Consider the following 18,011-nt stretch of genomic DNA (forward strand, 5'->3'; position numbering starts at 1 on the left):
TCAGCCCTTTTCGCTGCCCTCTTACCGCTGTTTCCGGGCCTGCCGGACGAGCCTGTCCAATGCCTGCAGGAACCGGGAGCGGTCGGCGTTCGAAAAGCCCCGGCCGCCGCCCTGATGAAACGGGTCCGCCGCCCGGATATCCTGCATCAGATCCCGGGTTGCGAGCCGGCCGCCGATATTGGCAAGGCTCAGGATCTGACCATCATGCTGCACCACCAGCGCGCCGGCCTTCAGGCACCGGTCGGCAAGCGGGATGTCCGCGGTGACCACCACATCGCCCGGCCCGCAATGCTCGGCAATCCATTTGTCGGCCACATCCGGTCCCTCGGCGACGATCCGCAGCGAGATGAGCGGATTGCGTGACGGCCGTATTCCGCCATTGCACACCAGCACCACCGGGACATCCAACCGGGTCGCCACACGCTCCACCTCGGCTTTCACCGGACAGGCATCGGCATCGACATAGAGTGTGGTCAAGTCTCGAAATTCCCCTGTTGGCCGCAGCTCGTCGGACGACGGACGCAACCGGCCTTATACATGGCGAGCTGCGCGTTTGAAAAAAACGATTTGGGCGACTGATTAACTGAGCGTCGTCGCAAGCTTGCCCTCGGCCGCCCGTTCCGGACTCGGCATCGTCCCCGCAACGCCGCTCCAGCCATCCCCTACGGGCCTGAACCGCCTCCACGACCATCCACAGCCCCAAAGGCAACGGTCGACAGAAGCGCACCAAGAAATTATCTATAATTCATGAAATCTTGCACAGAAGAAACCCAGGCTGCACGCATTGCGCGCATTCTTGGCGAGCGGATCATTTCCGGCTCCATCCCCCCTGGCGCCCGCCTTCGGCAGGACCACATCGCCACCGAATTCGGCGCAAGCCACGTCCCGGTGCGCGAAGCCTTCCGGCAGCTTGAAGCCCAGGGGCTGGCGGAATGCCTGCCCCGGCGCGGCGTCCGGGTCACCGAATTCGACGTGGCCGAACTGCGGGAGGTCGCGGAAATGCGCGCAAGCCTGGAAGCACTGGCCCTGCGCCACGCCGCCCCCAATATGACGCGCGCAATCCTGCAGGAAGCCGAAGAGGTTACACGCCGCGGCGATCGCGCCGACACCGTGCAGGACTGGGAAGACGCCAACCGCCGCTTTCACAGGCTGATCCTCACCCCCTGCCAGATGCCGCGCCTGCTGAAGACCATTGACGACCTGCAGACGGCGAGCGCCCGCTTTCTGTTCGCCGCCTGGCAACAGGACTGGGAAACGCGCACCGACCACGACCATCGCGCCATCCTTCAGGCCCTGCGACGAGGACAGACCGACCTGGCCTGCGCAACACTCGCCCGCCACGTGAGCTGGCTCGGGAAACGCAAACCCGCAAAAAGAAATGCTGAAGAACGAGAGACTTATGAGTTTTTTGGATAATTATCTATAATCTGCCTTGATGGTCGGATTTCCGTTTCGCAATCATGGAGGGAAGCTCTCTATCAGCGAAAGGAAACGCCATGCCTTCACTGGCTCACGGTGCCGCCGTCACTGCCACCCCGCTCTGGCGCGGACTGGCACTCACGCTCTGCGGCGCAGCCCTGATCACGCTGGGTGCCAAGATCCAGATTCCGTTCTGGCCCGTACCCATGACCCTGCACACATTGGCCGTTTTTCTCACAGCAGCCGCCCTGGGCCCACGCCTCGGCCTCGCCGCCATGACTGCCTATCTCGGGGCCGGCGCCCTGGGCCTGCCGGTCTTCTCCGGCTCCCCGGAGCGCGGCATCGGATTGGCCTACATGGTTGGCCCGACCGGTGGCTACCTACTGGGGTATTGGCTTGCCGCGGGTCTGATCGGCGCCCTTGCCCACAGGCGCAAGTGGGTCGGCCAGACATTGGCCATGCTGGCGGGCCTTGCCGTTGTCTATGCCGCCGGTCTTGCCTGGCTGGCCAACTTCGTTCCCGCCCGCGATCTTCTTGCTGCCGGCTTCACTCCCTTCGTTCTCGGCGACCTCGTCAAGATCGCGCTGGCCTGCCTGCTGCTTTCGGGCGCCCGCCGGTGGACGGGGGTCGCGCAATGACCGAGGCCGTCATCCGGACCGACTGGACCCTTGAGGAGGCGCGGGCAATACACGCCCTGCCGCTCCCCACCCTGATGGCCCGTGCCCAGGCCGTCCACCGCGCCCATTTCGATCCGACCGCGATCGAGACGGCCAGTCTGCTCAGCATCAAGACCGGCGGCTGCCCGGAGGATTGCGGCTATTGCTCGCAATCCGCCCATCACGCGACCGGCGTCAAGGCAACCAAATTGCTGGATGCCGACACCGTCCTTGCCGCCGCGAAACGGGCAAAGGCGGCGGGCGCCCAGCGCTTTTGCATGGGTGCTGCCTGGCGCAGCCCCAAGGACCGGGACATGGACGCGCTCTGCGACATGGTGAAGGGCGTCGCCGACCTGGGGCTGGAGACCTGCATGACGCTGGGGATGCTGACCCCGGACCAGGTCGCGCGGCTCAAGGCCGCCGGCCTCGACTTCTACAATCACAACATTGACACCTCTCCTGCCTATTATTCCGAAATCGCCAGCACCCGGACCATGGAAGACCGGCTCGACACGCTGGAGCATGCGCGCGCGGGAGGCATCAAGGTCTGTTGCGGCGGCATCCTCGGCATGGGGGAAGCGGAGGACGACCGCATCGCCCTGCTGGTGACGCTGGCCACCCTGCCCACCCACCCCCAGAGCGTTCCGGTGAACCTGTGGACCGAGATCGACGGCGTCCCCGTCCAGTCCCGGGCGCGTCCCGTGGAGCCCTTTTCGCTGGTCCGAGCCATTGCCTTGGCCCGTATCCTGATGCCGGCTTCCGTGGTGCGCCTCTCGGCCGGACGGCTTGAAATGAGCGACGAACTACAGGCGCTCTGCTTTCTTGCCGGGGCAAATTCGATCTTCGTCGGCGACCAGCTCCTGACCACCGACAACCCGGCGCCGAACCGCGACGCCAACCTGCTGACCCGGCTCGGACTGCGCATCGCCCCCGCCGTGCCACATGCCCCACCCATCGCTGCGGAGTAGGCCGACAAGCTGCTGGCGCGTGCTCTCGGCCGCCTCCGTCAATGGAAGTCACGGCTCGGGAAGAGCCTCTTGGCCTGTTCGCGCGGGTGGCGGGCGGTTGGGCGATGCCGTCGCGGGCGGGGGGCCTCATCGGCCTGCGGCTGGGTGATCCCGATGGCATCGTCGAGAGGATGGCCCAGATCCGCAAGGCGGTGGGACAGGTCCTCGATATGATCGGCGATGAGGTGCACGACGATACCCTCACGTTCGAGCCGTCCGGTGACCCGCAAGAGGCGGCCTCCCATGACGGCGCGGCGAAAGCGTTCATAGACCTTCGGCCAGACGACGATATTGGCAACCCCGGTTTCGTCCTCAAGCGTCAGGAAGATGACGCCGGAAGCCGTTCCGGGGCGCTGGCGGGTAATGACCAGGCCGCAAACGCTGGTGCGTCTGAGGGGCGCCTCAATCAACTGGCCATGGGGCGTCAGGCCCGGAATCGAAGGACGCAGCAGCTCCATCGGATGCGTGCGCAGCGTCAGCCGCATGGCAACATAATCCTCGACCACTTCCTCGCCGAGATGCATGGGCGGCAGGCATATCTCCGGCTCCCGGATGCCTTCGCCATCAAGGGGATCGGAGAAGAGCGGCAGGGGTTTCGGCGCGCGGATGGCGCGCACCTGCCAAAGCGCATCGCGGCGGGTGAGGCCCATTCCGATAAAGGCATCCGCCTCTGCGAGCCGTTCCAGCACGGACGGAAGGATGCCTGCCCTGAGCCAGACGCTTTCAGGGTCGGGATACCCATTGCCGCGTGCCGCCACGATCCAGTCTGCGTCCTCCTTGCGGAAGCCCTTGATCTGGCGAAAGCCAAGACGCAGGGCCCAGGTTCCATCTGCCCGGCGTTCGAGCGTGTTATCCCAGGCGCTGCCATTCACGCAAATGGGCCGCACCTCCACCCCGTGATCGCGCACATCGCGCACGATCTGCGCGGGCGCATAAAAGCCCATCGGCTGGGAGTTCAAAAGCGCGCAGGCGAAGATCGCGGGGTAGTGGCACTTGAGCCATGAGGACACATAGGTGAGCATGGCGAAAGCCGCTGCGTGGCTTTCGGGAAAGCCGTAATCGGCAAAGCCCTCGATCTGGGAGAAGCAGGCCTCCGCCGTTTCGCGCGAATAGCCATTTTTCATCATCCCGTTCACAAAGCGCACATGGTGTCGCTCGATCGTACCCATACGGCGGAAGGAGGCGAGCGAACGGCGGAGCTGGTCGGCCTCCTCGGGAGAATAGCCCGCCCCGACCACGGCGATCTGCATCGCCTGCTCCTGGAACAGCGGCACGCCGAGCGTCTTGTAGGTGACTTCGGCCAGTGCGGGGCCGAAAGGTTCCGGTTTTTCCAGCCCCTGCCGTCGCCGGATATAGGGTTTGACCATGCCGCCCTGGATGGGACCGGGACGAACGATGGCGACCTCAATGACCAGATCATAGAAGGTCCTCGGCTTCATCCGGGGGAGGAAGTTCATCTGCGCCCGGCTTTCGACCTGAAACACGCCCACGGCATCGGCGCGGCACAGCATGTCATATGTCGGCTTGTCCTCCTGCGGGACTGTGGCCAGCGTGAGCTGTTTCTTCTCATGCTGCGCCAGAAGCTCGAAGCTCTTGCGCAAACAGGTGAGCATTCCCAGCGACAGGATATCGACCTTCAGAATGCCGAGCGTATCGATGTCGTCCTTGTCCCATTCGATGACCGTGCGCCCTTCCATCGCCGCGTTCTCGATGGGGCAGAGTTCATCGAGCCGGCCGCGGGTGATGACGAACCCGCCCACATGCTGGCTGAGGTGACGGGGAAAGCCGATGATCTCGCTGATAAGACGCAAGGTCTGGGCAAGGCGCCGGTTTTGCAGATCGAGGCCCAGCTGGCGCGCATGATCCAGATCGGCGCCCTTGTTCGAAAGCCCCCAGATCTGACCCGAGAGGTTGGCGGTCACGTCTTGACTGAGGCCCATCACCTTCCCCACCTCGCGGATCGCGGCACGGGTCCGGAAATGGATCACAGTGGCGCACAGCCCCGCGCGATCGCGGCCGTATTTCTCATAGATCCATTGAATCACTTCCTCGCGGCGCTCATGCTCGAAATCCACGTCGATATCGGGCGGCTCCTTGCGATGGCGGGAGATGAAACGCTCGACAACCATACCGATCATATCCGGTGATACGTCGGTGATCTCAAGCAGGTAACACAGGATGGAATTGGCGGCAGACCCACGCCCCTGGCAAAGAATGCCTCGGGATCGCGCCTCCTGTACGATGTCGCGCACGGTCAGGAAATAAGCTGCGTAACCAAGCTCCTCGACGAGGCGAAGCTCCTTTTCCAGCAGCGTGTGAACCCGCTCCGGGGCGCCATTGGGATACCGGCGCTCGACCCCAGCGCGCGCAAGCCGGTCGAGCCGGGCCTGAGGCGCTTCACCTTGCGATACTTCATCGGGATATTCGTAGCTGAGCTCGGAGAGATCGAAACTGCAGCGCACGGCGATCTCAAGCGTGCGGCGCAAGGCTGCCGGGTGGTTGCGATAAAGCCGCGCCATGTCGGAGGCGCCCTTGAGGCGGCGCTCCGCATTGGGCAACGCACGGGTGCCGATCCGGTCGATGGTGACATTCTCCCGCATGCATGTCAGCACATCGGCGAGTTGCCGCCGCCCTCCATGATGCATGAGCACATCCCCCACCGCCACCATGGGCGCCGATGTTCGCAATGCAAGAGCCGCACAGACGTTGAACCATGGCTGATCCGAACCGTCATAACGGGGCGCCGCACCGAGGAAGACATTCCCGGGAAAGCGCCGCGACAGCGTTTGTATGGGCGCCTGCGGGCAGAGGGACCCGCGCGGCGGCAGCGCGATGAGGATCATCCCCTGGCAGCCCTCCTCCAGATCGGCCAGGCAGAGATGACAATCTCCCTTCTCCGTGCGTTGCTTGCCAACGGTGAGAAGGCGGGCGAGACGGTGATAGGCCGGACGATCGGTCGGCAGGGCGAGCCAGTCGATCGGGCAATCGCGCAGCACGAGGCGGGCGCCAACGATAAGCTTCGGAAGCTTGACGATTGCCGGGCGGGGCAATTCGCGCCTTGGGTTGCTGCTTTGGCGCGAGCTATGGTCCACCTGATCCTGGGAGCGGATGTGCAGGGCAGCGCTCACCTCTTCACGCAGCGTTTTCAAGGCGGAGTAGGCTCTGACCACGCCTGCCAGTGTGTTGCGGTCGGTAATGGCAATCGCCTCAAGCCCGAGCTCCGCGGCGCGTAGCACCAATTCCTCCGGATGGGACGCACCAGCGAGAAAGGTGAAGTTCGAGGTCACGCACAGCTCGGCATAACAACGCGGGCCGATTGGCGAACCTTCGGCATCCGGACAAAAATGCAGGGTCACGGGAATTCTCCCTGCACGAACCAGCCGGGATGCTGCGGTGTATGAAAGAGCCAGAGCCGGCGGCCCTGCCGCGTGCTGACCTTCCAGTAGTCGCGCAGACCGGTGCGCCAGTTGTCGTCCTCAAGCCACCATTCCGGCGCGATCCGTTCCGGTCCGGTGGCATGGGCGGTGGTGAAGGACATGCGCCGCCAGCGGAAACGGTCCGGGGGATAACTGCCCGAACCAGTGATCGGCTCGGGAGCGAACAGGTGAATCGGGCGCGGACGCGGACTGGCCCACCCGCCTTTCGGGTCATTGGCAAACGCCGGCGAGAGGGAGAAGGCCCGTTCCGGGATATGGCTGTCGGCGGGAAGAAAGCGCTGAACGTTCTCGATCCCGATCCTGGTGCCGATGCGGTTGATGAGGTCATCGAGCCGCGTCGTTCGCTCAGTGGCAATGGCACTGATCTGTTCGGAAGGCAGGGCGGCAACCTCGACCGCCTCAAGTCGGATCAGATCAATGCCGAAACCGGCATCGACATCCCCGACCTCGCGTTCGAACAAGGGGAGAATGCGCGGGGCGTCGCGCAAAGGACGGGCCAGGCGCAGTTCGACCGTCTGCGCCGCCCGGTCGACACGATAAAGGGTCAGTGAGAGGATGCGTGCCCCCGCTGCGTTCTCGGCCAGTCTGGAGCAAAGCCGGTCGAGCAGCCGGGCGGTCGCTTCCATGACGTCGGCAACCAGACCGATCGGCTCGGGGAACGTCATGCGCAGCCCATAGTGGGGAGGCTCGATCAAGGCAGAAATCTGCTCTGGTTGCCGCCCCATGGCCTGATCGAGGCGGCGCAAGAGAGCAGGACCGAAGCGGCGTGCGAGTGAGGCGCGATTTGCGGCCTCAAGCATTTCGATGGTGCGCAAACCGAGACGCTGGAGCGCGGTCTCCGTCCCCGTGTCCAATCGCAAGGCGGCGACTGGCAAGCTGCCAAGCACGGCAAGCGGATTGCCCGGCTCGCTGACAGCGCTCCCCTCGCCGTGATGGGCGAGCGCCCAGGCCGCCGCCCGGGTATCGGCCAGTCCGAGGCGAACGGACAGCCCCGCCCGTCTGAGCCGCTGACGCATGTCGGCGAGCATCGGCTCCTCGCCGGAGAAGAGATGCGCAGAGCCAGTGATATCGAGCACCAGACCGTCCCGCCCCTCGATCCCGACCCAAGGGCAGTAGCGCAAGGCCCATCGGCGCAGGGCATGGAGGAAGCGTGCATCGAGCGCTGGATCGGCGGGGGCGCTTTGCAGCTCGGGACAAAAGATGCGGGCATCGGAATAGGGCATGCCGCAGGAAAGCCCCTGGCGTTCGGCTTTCGCGTTCAGGCAATAGATGCGGTTCGCATTGTTGGTGTTGAGCGTGAGTGCAAAAGGGCCGTCAACCGGGCGCACCCTCAGAGCCCGGTCGCTTGCCAACCGGGGGAACCACATGGAGACAACGCGTTTCCGGATCCCATCGAACATCCCAGGCTCCAAATGTTCCTGTTTTGTTCTTGATAATTTCCCAGCGCATAAGAGTCGAGTCCTCTCGTTCCAGATCCAGAACCGGGGCGGCGTGCCAGCGCGTCTCCGCCGCGTTCGACCCCATGCCTTCGGGAATGATGCAAAGCCCCGTCGTCTGCCCCGTCTTGGCCGCCAGTTGCAACCGCCGCCCTTCGCGCAGGTCCAGTGGTTGGGTGATGTCAATCACCACAAAGGACAGCGCGCCGCTCCTGAGCGCCTCTTCGGCAACGGCGAGGCCGTCCGCTTGCGTATCCGCCCGGGCAAGAAGAAGGTGCGAGGGGTCGAGAAAAGACGCAAGACCAAGGGGGTATACCGTTCCCCCGAGCCTGGCCCTGCGCACCCACAAGGCCTGGTCTCCTGCCGAGGCGGCGGCAATCGCGGCGAAAGTCAGGGCCGCCGGACCGCAGACTTCATGGACCCGCGCCTTGCGCAAGGGGAAAGCTGGAATGCTGTTTTCGGACATGCGCCTAGAATGCCAGCGAAGGATGCGCTTTTCAAACCCATGCAGAGTGCCAATGCGCGGGTGACGGGTTCCGGGTGAGGACGCAGGGCGGAAAACCGCCTCAATCACGCGCGCCCCAAGGAAAGCCTCCGGGCGCAAGCCGTATCCCAAGCGAAGGAACCGGGCGGCTCTAACCCTTGACCCAGGCCCAGGCGTCGTCGAGTTCGTCTCGTGCAAAGATCTTGATTTCGCCTTTCATCAGAAAGGCGCTGAGCTTCATGCACCAGTTCACCCATTCGGGCGCCCCAACGACCGCCATCCGCTCGAAGTCCGACGCATGCTTCAAGCCAAGCGACATGTCCTCCCACGCGGCGCGCAGGTCCCAGCCTTCGAAGCTCTCGTCGGCATAAAACAGCACGCGCAGTTTCCCGTAGTCGCGAAACCGCTCTTCGAGGGTGGGCAAGAACATCCGGTAGTCCGCCTCGTGCAAGAGACCCGAAACATGCACCCCAAGCAAAGCGCCCTCACTCTCCTTCATGACCTCGATCATCTCGCTTCCTCCGCTTAGGGTCTGAACTCATAAATGAGGCTGACATGGCATGGGAAATGGCAAAGCCTCCCGAGGAAGGGCGTGCGGAGCGGGCTTGGTGCCCGATCAAGCATCTAGGCCGGAAACGGTTTTCCCGCGCGCCGATACCAGTGCTGAATATCGTCCCAGATTTCCTCGGCTGTCTCGGCGAACCAGAACAGATTGCGATCTTCCGGATCGGACACCTTTCTCCTTCGATGCCCATGCCATGATCTACAGCGACGAAGCACCCGCATTGGAATCTGCCCTTCATCGGGAGTTCGCGGAACGACGGGTCAACATGACGAACAATCGGAAGGAGTTCTTCCGGGTTTCATTGGACGAGGTCGAGGATGCCGTTTCCCGTCTGGGCCCCGGAGCGGGTTTTTTCAAGGACCGTGAGGCCCAAGAGTGGCATAAGACCTTGGCACGACGAAATCAATTACTTGAAGAAACGCAGGGAAATTTTCCGGAAAAGCTTTGATGAAACATAGAATGAAATGTTTTTGTCATTCAAATTTTTGGCTTAAAGGCGATCTAAATGACTGAAATTATTAATGCAATTTTCACATTGGCTACTGCTTTGATAGCGCTTTTCGCCTTCTGGTATACATATATTGGGCAGTGGTCGATTATCGAGAAAATGCCGAGTTCATGGACAAAGCACCCGGATAAGACAATAGACCATGTAAGGTTTTATATTGTAAATAGAAGGATGCATGCAGTTTATATTGTTAAGCAGGAAATAATTATTGCGGGATCAAAAATAACTGTATTGAAAAATTGCCTTGTCAAAGATCTGAAATGCGGTGCTTCTGTTTCAGAAGGAAAACTCGATTTTACCTATTCATCCCACCTCACCGCTGGGGAGATGGTTGAGTTTCAAGCAGACATTCAAACCTCGGAGAAAACTGACGGACCTTTGCTCGGATACCGTCCAATCAGCAGTTTCCGGATCCAGTGTCGTTTGAGAGAGAATACGCCGCTCGTACGCCGATATATTATCAGCGATATAGAGTAGCCAGATCGGTTGTCTTTCTCCTTCCTCGAATGCATCCAAATTACCAAAGCGACCGAGATGGCGGTCTCAAACTCGAAATTGACTTCGGCACGTATGCTTAAGGATTCGAAGGGGTGCGTCGTAGGTGCTGCTCGTCCTTTAAGGATTCGTCGCGCCGAGCGCTCAAGGATTCAAAATGTCGGTACAAGGTCGGTACAAATTATCTCGGCGGCGAATTTAGGTAGACCTCTAAATGAGGTTTTTTATGTAAATATATGAATTTATTTGGAAAATTTGGTAGCGGAGGAGGGACTCGAACCCCCGACACGCGGATTATGATTCCGCTGCTCTAACCAACTGAGCTACTCCGCCATCCTTGTCGCGCGGCAGTGCGGCGCGAAGAATGGCCGCATATAGTCGGGCCGGCGCGACGATGTCAAGACACCTCCTCTCCAGTTTTGCTTCTAGCGGTGGATTTCTCCCCAGCCCCTTGTGCAAAGGGGCAAACCGACGCCTGCCAGACAGCCGCACCGGCGCTCCGCCCCCTTCCCGTTCCCGCCGCCCGGCCGCCCCTCCCGGGCTACCGCAAGTGCGGCAAATGCATTGCCACTTGCCCCATTCCGGCCTCTGCCGTACGAACAGGCGGGTTTCCGGTCGGTAGCCGGCTGACAGCGGAACGAACGGATTGCGAGGCGCTCGCGGCCAGGGGGCGCCGCAGCCGGGGTGCAAGCACGGACAAAAGGGCCGCGGACAGGATGACCACGAGCGAGACCACGGGCAACCGATCGGCAACCGGCAACATGTTCGTGCTGTTCGGCTTTCTGATCCGCGAAGGCAACCTGTTGCGTTCGCCGGTGCTGGCCTTCGCGGTGCTCGCCAGCTTCACCCGCTCCGGCATGATCTACGCCATCAACACCATCGCCGCCGGCGCCTCGCTCGCCCTTGGCAATGTGGCGCTGCTTGCCGGCTGCATTGCCGCCACCCTTACCTTTTCCCATCTGGCACGGGTCGCCAGCTTCCGTCTGGTGGAAACCACCCGCCGGCGCCTGAGGATGCAGCTCTCCCGCAAACTGCTGAACGCCCGCGCCGGTTTCCTCGCCCGCAACGACCATGGCAAGGTCTACTCTATCGTCACCCAGGAGGTGAACGAGATCTCCCATGCCTCGGTGAATTTCATCGAGTCCCTCGAGGCGGCACTGCTGATCGCCTTCTGCATCCCCTATCTCTTTTACCTGTCCTGGCCGAGCGGCCTTGCCACTCTCGCCGCCGTAGGCATTGGCGGCATCGGCTATCTGGTCGCCCAGGCCCCGGCCCAGGCGAGCGCGGAACGGGCCTCACGCACCGAATGGGTCTTCTTCGACCGGGTCAACGATGTGCTGCGCGGCTACAAGGAGCTGCGGCTGCGGCAGGCGCGCAAGGCAGCGCTGCAATCGGACATCGACGACGTCGCCACCCGCGAACGGTCGCTGAAGCTGGTCGCCGAACGTTACTACAGCCTGGGCCAGGTGATCGCTCAAGGGGCGATGATGGGCCTTTTGTGCATGATTGTCGTCGGCCTGCCACTGTTCGCCGGCACGGAAACCTCGACGGTGCTGCAGATCCTCACCATCGTGCTCCTGACCTATGGCCCGATCGAAACGGTGCTCGGCAATCTGTCGTCCTTCTCCCGCGCCGCCGTCTCCAAGTATCTGATCGACCAGCTCGAACGCGATCTTGCAAATGATGCGGAAACCCGGGCCAGCGGGCCTGTTGCCGACCGCACCGCCTTCCGCTCCATCGAGCTGAAGGGCGTGACGACGGTGCTGTCCAGCACCACAGCGGCCGGCGGCGACGAGAGCTTCACGGTCGGGCCGCTCGACCTCACCCTCACCCCCGGCGAAGTGGTGTTCATCTGCGGCGGCAACGGCGCGGGCAAGTCGACGCTTTTGTCCGTTCTGACCGGCCTGCGCCATCCCGATGGCGGCGCGATCCTGCTTGACGGCACCCCGGTGGCGGAAGCCGACGCCCCGGCCTATCGCAGCCTCTTCAGCGCCGTGTTCAGCGAGTTCCACCTGTTTAACCGGCTCTATGGCCTGACCGAGGCGGAATGCGACGCCCTGCCCGCACATCTCGCCGACCTCGACATCGATCACCGGGTTGGCATTGACGATGGCAAGTTCTCCACCCTCGCCCTGTCCACCGGACAACGGCGCCGGCTCGCGCTTTCCGTCGCCCTTGCCGAAAAGCGTCCGATCATCGTCCTCGACGAGTTCGCCGCCGACCAGGACCCGGTGCGGCGGGCGCTGTTCTATGATGTGCTGGTGCCGCAGATGGCCCGCGACGGCCATCTGGTGATCGCCGTCACCCATGACGAACACTGTTTCGACAAATGCGACCGGCTGATCCGCATGGAGGCCGGACGCATCGTCTCCGACACCCGGCAGAAACGAGCCGAACGCCAGGCAGGCTGAGACACCCCGCGACATCCGCGGCCGCCTGCGTGCTGCCGGGATGCCAGCAATTTTCCGCGAAGCGCGCCCCATCCTGCCATCGCGGCGCCATCAACACCTGTCAGGAGCCGGCCGTGGCGCGCCCGCGCCCTGCGATCCGGTGCGAAACCCCACGCCAGGGCAACCGGTGTTTGCCGTTTGCCGGATTGTCGATTAGGAAGCGTTCAAGCTTTTTTGCCCCTGCCACCTGGAGGCCCAGCTGCATGGCCGATCTGATTGTCGACGGCGGACAGCCGATTGCCGGAACCGTCACGCCGTCCGGAAACAAGAATGCCGTACTCCCGATGCTGTGCGCGACACTGCTGACGGATGAAGCGGTGACGCTGGAGAACGTCCCCGAGATCAGCGACGTGGACAAGATCCTCGCCTATTTCGAGCGGATGGGATCTTCCGTGACCCGCGCCGACGACGGCGCGACGCTGACGATCCAGCATGACTTCACCGCCTTTCGCGATGCCCGCGCCGACCTGCCGCTCGGCATTCGCTCTGCCGTGCTGCTGCTTGCTCCGGTGATGGTGCGGACCGGCGCGCTGCGCTTTGACACCGACGCCAAGGGCTGCGCGCTGGGTTTGCGTGAGATCGACCCGCATCTGGAGATTTTGGAGCAGTTCGGCAGCCGCATCGTCAACAATCAGCCCTATGACATCCGGCTGGAGACGGAGATCACCGGCCAGGAGATCTGGGCCGACTACGCCTCGGTGACCGCGACCGAGACCTTCGCCATGATGGCGGCCACCGCGTCGGGCACCTCGACCCTGATGAACGCCGCCTCCGAGCCGCATGTGCAGGCGCTGTGCGAAATGCTGCTGGCCATGGGCGCGCGGATCGAGGGTCTGGGCACCTCGCGGCTGGAGATCACCGGCGTCGACCGGCTTTCCGGCACCCGCGCCCGCGTCCCGGACGATCATCATGAGGTGGCGACGTTTCTGGCCATCGGCGGGGTCACCGGCGGACGGCTCACCGTCAACACCGACGTCACCACACATATGACGCTGATCCTGCGACAGTTCGCCAAGCTCGGCCTGCAGTTCGAGACCACCGCCCATTCGATCACGGTCACCGGCTGGACCCGGGAAATCGCCCGCCCCTACACCCGGGAGATGCTGCCGAAGATCGAGGCCGCGCCCTGGCCCTATTTTCCCGCCGACCTCTTGCCCCAGGCCATTGGCGTGGCCGTCGGCTGCAACAGCGAGATCATGTTCTGGAACAAGATCTATGAGGGCGCGCTCGGCTGGAGTTCGGAGCTGCTGAAATTCGGCGCCCGGGTGCACCTGTCCGACCCGCACCGGCTGATCGTCTTCGGCGGCAACTCGCTGCGCCCGGCGGAGGTGGAGGCCCCCTACATCATCCGTGTGGTGCTCGGCCTGTTCCTCGCCGCGATCCAGGCGGACGGCCAGTCGACCATCCGCAACGCCGATCCGATCCGCCGCGCCCATCCGCGCTTCGTGGAAAAGCTCACCGAGCTTGGCGCGCAGGTTCGCTGGGCCTGAGATGCGCCGGGCCTGAGGTCGAAAACCAAAATGGGACGGCGCGCTACCGCCCGCCGTCCCATGTCTTGATACCCGGCAGTCTTCACGCAGGCCGCTATTACCGGGCGAGATCCGCGTCGAGCCGCGCCGCGACCGCCAGAAGCGCCGCATCCCGGCCATTGACCGCCCCGACCATCAACGCCCCGACATTTTCGCCGGTCGCTGGCGCCGCCCCGTCCCGCGTCGGCATCGACAGGGCGCAGGCATCGGCGAGATTGAGCAACGAGGTGTTGCGCAGCATCGCCGCGTTGAGCTGGTCGAAATTCGCTTCCGTCTCGGCAATCGTCGGCGCCCGGCGCTGCAGCGTCGGCGCGATCATGGCATCGAAACCGGCAAGCGCCTCGGCGAACCGGGCGACCACCTCGCGGCGGGCCTGATAGGCGGCCTGCACCTCATCCTCGCCGACGGTCTCGGAAAAGCGGATGCGGGCGAGCACGCGCGGATCGCCGACGGTCTCAAGCTCTTGCAAATGCGCACCATAGATCCGGTGCGCCTCCACCGAAACAAGGATGCGGTTGAGCCCGATCGCCGCCTGCAGGAAGCCAAGGTCGACCGGCACCAGCTCATGACCGGCGGCGGCAAGCCGGTGGGTCACCGCATCGAAATGCGCTCGCGCCCAATCGTCGAGATCGGTGGTGAAGGCATTCTCCGGCACGGCAAGGCGCAAGCGCCCGGTGGCCGGCGCGGCCGAAGCGTCCCCGTCCTCGCTCATCACCTTGTAAGCGGCGAGCATGGTGGCGAAGTCCCGCGCCAGCGGCCCGGCCGTGTCGAACGAGGCGGCGAGCGAGTGAACGCCCTCAAGCGGCACCTTGCCCTGGCTCGGCTTGAACCCGTAAAGCCCGTTGATCGCGGAAGGGATGCGCACCGACCCGCCGGTGTCCGTGCCAAGCGCCAGATCGCACAGCCCCAGCGCGACGCTGACACCGCCGCCAGAGGTCGAGCCGCCGGGGATCCGGTCGGCATCGAAGACATTGCCCGGCGTGCCGTAGTGCGGGTTGAGCCCCACGCCGGAATAGGCGAATTCGCTCATGGTCGTGCGGCCGAAGGGAACCGCCCCGGCAGCCTTGATCCGCGCCACAACCGGGCAATCCGCCGCCGCCGGCGACCGCTCGCGCAGAAGCTTCGAGGCGGCGGTCGTGCGCGCGCCCTTCTCGTCGTAAAGATCCTTCACCGACACCAGCAAGCCGGCCAGCGGCAATGCGGTGGCGGAGGCCGCGATCCGCGCGTCAGCCTCGGCCGCGTCGGCCAGAATCCGCTGTGGATCGAACTCGGTGAACAGCCGCCCGGCGGCCTCGCCCAATGCCTCGACCCGAGCGATAGCCGCCCGTGCCTTCTCGACACATGCACTCATGGTCTTACTCCCGGTTTCGCCTCAGGACACCACCGGCAGCGACCTGATCTCGTAACTGTGCGCGATGCTGCGGCCCAGCACCGGATCCGTCAACTCCATGCGGAAGGCTGCCGCCGGACGCACACCGCCGATGGCGCCAAGCGTGCCGCACAGCATCGCCGCCGCCTGCCCCGACGCGGCCATCGCCTCAAGCCCGGCACCTTCGATCAACTGCGCAAGCGGCCGGATCGAGGCCAGCGTGCCTTCCTGATAAAGGGTCCAGTCCGACGCGCCCTCCTCGCGGATCCAGGAGCGCAGCTCCAGCCCGTCGAGGCGGTCCGCCACCTCCGAGAGGCGCCACAGGTCGCGGGCCACCGGCTTGGCGCAGGCCTGCTTGGACAGGGCGACGGAGAAGACTTCAAGGTCGCGGTCGGTGTGGTCGGAGGCAAGGCCGAGATAGGTCTCGCCGCCGTCGATGACGATCAGCGGCTCCACTTCGCCGGAGCTGCCACCGCCCACCACCTGAATTTCCTTCTCGCGCGTCAAGAGCCCGGCGGACACCCGGTAGTAGAGCGGCACGGTCGAGGGAGGGGCAACGCCAAGGGCGGCGAGCTCGTCGATGTGATGCTGGATCGCCGCCGGATCGCGGCCGGTCCATCCGGCGACGATCACATTGCCGGTGTCGCAGCTGATCAGCTTGTCATCGCAAAGAAAATCCATGTCGAACCTCGTCACGAACAAAGGGAGAGGTGCCCTCGGCCCCCTCTCCCAGTTTCAGGAATTCGGAAGAATGGGCTTCCCCGCAAGCACATGGCGGGAAAGCCCGGAAGCGGCGTAGCGCGTCAGAAGTGATCGGGCAGGTAGAGGGCGAGCTCGGGCACCAGAACCAGCATCGCCACCATCGCCAGCATCACCGCGACGAACGGGATCGTTCCCAGCATCACGTCGGAGAACTTGCCGGATTTTCGCGCGCCCTGGACCACATAAAGGTTGAGCCCAACCGGCGGCGTGATCAGCGCCATTTCCACCAGCACGATCATCAGGATGCCGAACCACACCTTGTCGAAGCCGAGCCCGGCCATGATCGGCACGACGATCGGGATCGTTGCCACCATCAGCGACAGGGTCTCGATGAAGAAGCCAAGCACGATGTAAAGACCGATGACGACGAGCAACGTGCCGAAGGGCGACAGGTTGAGCCCAGTCAGAAGGTCTTGAAGGTCGCGGCCAAGCCCGGCCGAGGCCAGGGTGAAATTGAGGAAATAGGCGCCGGTGATCACCAGCATGATCATTGCCGTGATGCGCACGGTGCCCAGCAGGCTGTCGCGCATCATCTCCAGCGAAACGCCGCGATTGGCGGCGGCGATCACCAGGGCGATGGCAACACCGACAGCGGCCGATTCCGTCGGCGTCGCCCAGCCGGCGTAGATCGACCCGATCACCGCGACGAACAGCAGCATGATCGGCAAGAGCTGGATCAGGCTGGCGAACCGCTCGCCCCAGGAGAACGACCGGCTGACCCCGCCCAGCGACGGGCGCAGGGTGCACAGGACCGCCGTCACCAGCATGAACACCAGCGCCATCAACAGGCCGGGGATCAGGCCGGCGAGGAACAGGCGCGGGATCGAGGTTTCGGTCAGGAAGCCATAGACGATCAGGTTGATCGACGGCGGAATGAGAATGCCAAGCGTGCCGCCGGCGGCAATGGCACCGGAAAACAGTTTCGGATCGTAGCCCAGCTTTTCCGCCTGCGGCATTGCCACCGTGGCGACCGTCGCCGCCGTGGCCACCGAGGACCCGGACGTGGCGGAGAACATGGTCGCGGTGCCGATATTGGCGTGGATCAACCCGCCGGGCAGCCAGGAAAACCACTTGTCGAGCGAGGCATAGGTGCGCTCGGCGATGCCGCCGCGCACCAGGATCTCGCCCAGAAGCACGAAGAACGGGATGGCGATCAGAGTGGAGGAGTTGGACGCCGACCAGACCACCTGGCCAAGGCCGCGCATCAGCGGAAACGGCGAATAGAACTGGTCGATGCCGAAGCCGAGCAGGAACAGGACGATGCCGACCGGGATCGACAGGGACAACAGCCCCAGCAGGGAAAACGCGACGCTCCAGATCATTTGCCCGCCTCCAGATCCGCCTCGGACACGGTGCCGATCATTCTGTCGACCCCCGCGAAATCACGCCGGAACAAAAGGATTGCCGCGAGCAACACGAGTATGCAGGAGGACACCGCGAACCAGACCCAGCCGGAAAACCAGACCGCCTGCGGGATCCACAGGGGCGTTTCCAGCGGCGTGTTGGCGCGCGAGCCGCGCGTCAATGTCTTTTCCAGAACGGGCCAGGACTTCATGGCGATCAGCGTCACCGTGCCGGCCATCACCGTCATGGCGAAGAGATCCATCAGCGCCCGGCCGCCCTGGCGCAATTGCAGCCGGATCAGGTCGATGCGCACATGGGCGAGCTCGGTGAGGGCATAGGACAGCCCCCAGCTCGCCAGCCCGGCCATCACATAGCCGGAGATTTCATCCGACCCACCGAAGGACAGCGCGAACTGTCGCAAGGTGATGTCGAGGATGACAAATCCAGCGGTGACAAGCAGCACGACGCCGGTTGCCACCGCCAGGACATGGTTGATGCGGCGGAGGGCCGCAAGGGTCTGGGTGATCATGATGCGGCCTCCGCCCCTTCG

16 protein-coding genes and 1 tRNA gene are annotated in these 18,011 nt (G+C 63.8%); 7 read left to right on the top strand and 10 right to left on the bottom strand.

Going from position 1 to position 18,011, the window contains the following annotated elements:
- Positions 1-21: 21 nt before the first annotated feature.
- A complete protein-coding gene (locus tag IEV83_RS18340) occupies positions 22-477 on the bottom strand; it encodes a YaiI/YqxD family protein (protein ID WP_181760664.1) in 456 nt (151 codons plus the stop codon).
- A 270-nt stretch (positions 478-747) separates the two neighbouring features.
- Between IEV83_RS18340 and IEV83_RS18345 the strand changes: the two genes are divergently transcribed.
- The 3 genes from IEV83_RS18345 (at position 748) to bioB (ending at position 3,043) form a co-directional block, all read left to right on the top strand.
- Entirely contained in the window at positions 748-1,416 is a 669-nt protein-coding gene (locus IEV83_RS18345; RefSeq protein WP_181760665.1) for a GntR family transcriptional regulator, read from the top strand.
- Between the two features lie 80 nt (positions 1,417-1,496).
- Positions 1,497-2,057, top strand: a complete 561-nt coding sequence (locus IEV83_RS18350) for a biotin transporter BioY (protein ID WP_181760666.1) — start codon at positions 1,497-1,499, stop codon at positions 2,055-2,057.
- Complete coding sequence (gene bioB, locus IEV83_RS18355) at positions 2,054-3,043, top strand: biotin synthase BioB (protein ID WP_181760667.1); 990 nt, start codon at positions 2,054-2,056, stop codon at positions 3,041-3,043. The genes IEV83_RS18350 and bioB overlap by 4 nt, the downstream gene beginning before the upstream one ends.
- Positions 3,044-3,081: 38 nt before the next feature.
- On the opposite strand, the gene IEV83_RS18360 is transcribed toward bioB, so the two are convergent.
- The 4 genes from IEV83_RS18360 to IEV83_RS18375 all read right to left on the bottom strand — a co-directional run bounded on the left by IEV83_RS18360 (position 3,082) and on the right by IEV83_RS18375 (position 8,950).
- Complete coding sequence (locus tag IEV83_RS18360) at positions 3,082-6,438, bottom strand: error-prone DNA polymerase (RefSeq protein ID WP_244628242.1); 3,357 nt, start codon at positions 6,436-6,438, stop codon at positions 3,082-3,084.
- Positions 6,435-7,919 (bottom strand): Y-family DNA polymerase, encoded by a 1,485-nt coding sequence (locus IEV83_RS18365; RefSeq protein WP_181760668.1) that lies wholly within the window; start codon positions 7,917-7,919, stop codon positions 6,435-6,437. Before IEV83_RS18365 ends, IEV83_RS18360 begins: the two co-directional genes overlap by 4 nt.
- Positions 7,834-8,421 carry an ImuA family protein gene (locus IEV83_RS18370; RefSeq protein WP_181760669.1) on the bottom strand — a complete coding sequence of 196 codons (588 nt, stop codon included), beginning with the start codon at positions 8,419-8,421 and terminating at the stop codon, positions 7,834-7,836. The genes IEV83_RS18365 and IEV83_RS18370 overlap by 86 nt, the downstream gene beginning before the upstream one ends.
- A 169-nt stretch (positions 8,422-8,590) precedes the next feature.
- On the bottom strand, positions 8,591-8,950 hold the full coding sequence (locus IEV83_RS18375; RefSeq protein ID WP_181760670.1) for a SpoIIAA family protein: 360 nt from the start codon (positions 8,948-8,950) through the stop codon (positions 8,591-8,593).
- 247 nt (positions 8,951-9,197) lie between these two features.
- On the opposite strand from IEV83_RS18375, the gene IEV83_RS20300 reads away from it, so the two are divergent.
- Entirely contained in the window at positions 9,198-9,452 is a 255-nt protein-coding gene (locus IEV83_RS20300; RefSeq protein WP_244628243.1) for a GIY-YIG nuclease family protein, read from the top strand.
- Between the two features lie 57 nt (positions 9,453-9,509).
- The gene (locus IEV83_RS18385; protein ID WP_181760672.1) at positions 9,510-9,989 is read left to right on the top strand and encodes a hypothetical protein; all 480 of its coding nucleotides are present in this window, start codon (positions 9,510-9,512) and stop codon (positions 9,987-9,989) included.
- A gap of 274 nt (positions 9,990-10,263) precedes the next feature.
- On the opposite strand, the gene IEV83_RS18390 is transcribed toward IEV83_RS18385, so the two are convergent.
- A tRNA-Met gene (locus IEV83_RS18390) sits at positions 10,264-10,340 on the bottom strand.
- A gap of 383 nt (positions 10,341-10,723) precedes the next feature.
- On the opposite strand from IEV83_RS18390, the gene IEV83_RS18395 reads away from it, so the two are divergent.
- Together IEV83_RS18395 and IEV83_RS18400 are read left to right on the top strand one after the other, a co-directional pair.
- The gene (locus IEV83_RS18395) at positions 10,724-12,418 is read left to right on the top strand and encodes a cyclic peptide export ABC transporter (protein ID WP_181760673.1); all 1,695 of its coding nucleotides are present in this window, start codon (positions 10,724-10,726) and stop codon (positions 12,416-12,418) included.
- Between the two features lie 242 nt (positions 12,419-12,660).
- Positions 12,661-13,947 (top strand): UDP-N-acetylglucosamine 1-carboxyvinyltransferase, encoded by a 1,287-nt coding sequence (locus IEV83_RS18400; protein ID WP_181760674.1) that lies wholly within the window; start codon positions 12,661-12,663, stop codon positions 13,945-13,947.
- Positions 13,948-14,044: 97 nt separating this feature from the next.
- Here IEV83_RS18400 and IEV83_RS18405 read toward each other — a convergent pair whose 3' ends face one another.
- From IEV83_RS18405 to IEV83_RS18420, 4 genes are all read right to left on the bottom strand, one after another.
- Positions 14,045-15,337 carry an amidase gene (locus IEV83_RS18405; RefSeq protein ID WP_181760675.1) on the bottom strand — a complete coding sequence of 431 codons (1,293 nt, stop codon included), beginning with the start codon at positions 15,335-15,337 and terminating at the stop codon, positions 14,045-14,047.
- Between the two features lie 21 nt (positions 15,338-15,358).
- Positions 15,359-16,036 carry a DUF2848 domain-containing protein gene (locus IEV83_RS18410; protein WP_181760676.1) on the bottom strand — a complete coding sequence of 226 codons (678 nt, stop codon included), beginning with the start codon at positions 16,034-16,036 and terminating at the stop codon, positions 15,359-15,361.
- Between the two features lie 122 nt (positions 16,037-16,158).
- Positions 16,159-17,439: a TRAP transporter large permease gene (locus IEV83_RS18415; protein ID WP_181760677.1), complete on the bottom strand. Its 1,281-nt coding sequence runs from the start codon at positions 17,437-17,439 to the stop codon at positions 16,159-16,161.
- The gene (locus IEV83_RS18420; protein ID WP_181760678.1) at positions 17,436-17,990 is read right to left on the bottom strand and encodes a TRAP transporter small permease subunit; all 555 of its coding nucleotides are present in this window, start codon (positions 17,988-17,990) and stop codon (positions 17,436-17,438) included. The genes IEV83_RS18415 and IEV83_RS18420 overlap by 4 nt, the downstream gene beginning before the upstream one ends.
- Between the last annotated feature and the right edge of the window lie 21 nt (positions 17,991-18,011).

This window comes from Stappia taiwanensis (assembly GCF_014635285.1).
Lineage (GTDB): Bacteria > Pseudomonadota > Alphaproteobacteria > Rhizobiales > Stappiaceae > Stappia > Stappia taiwanensis.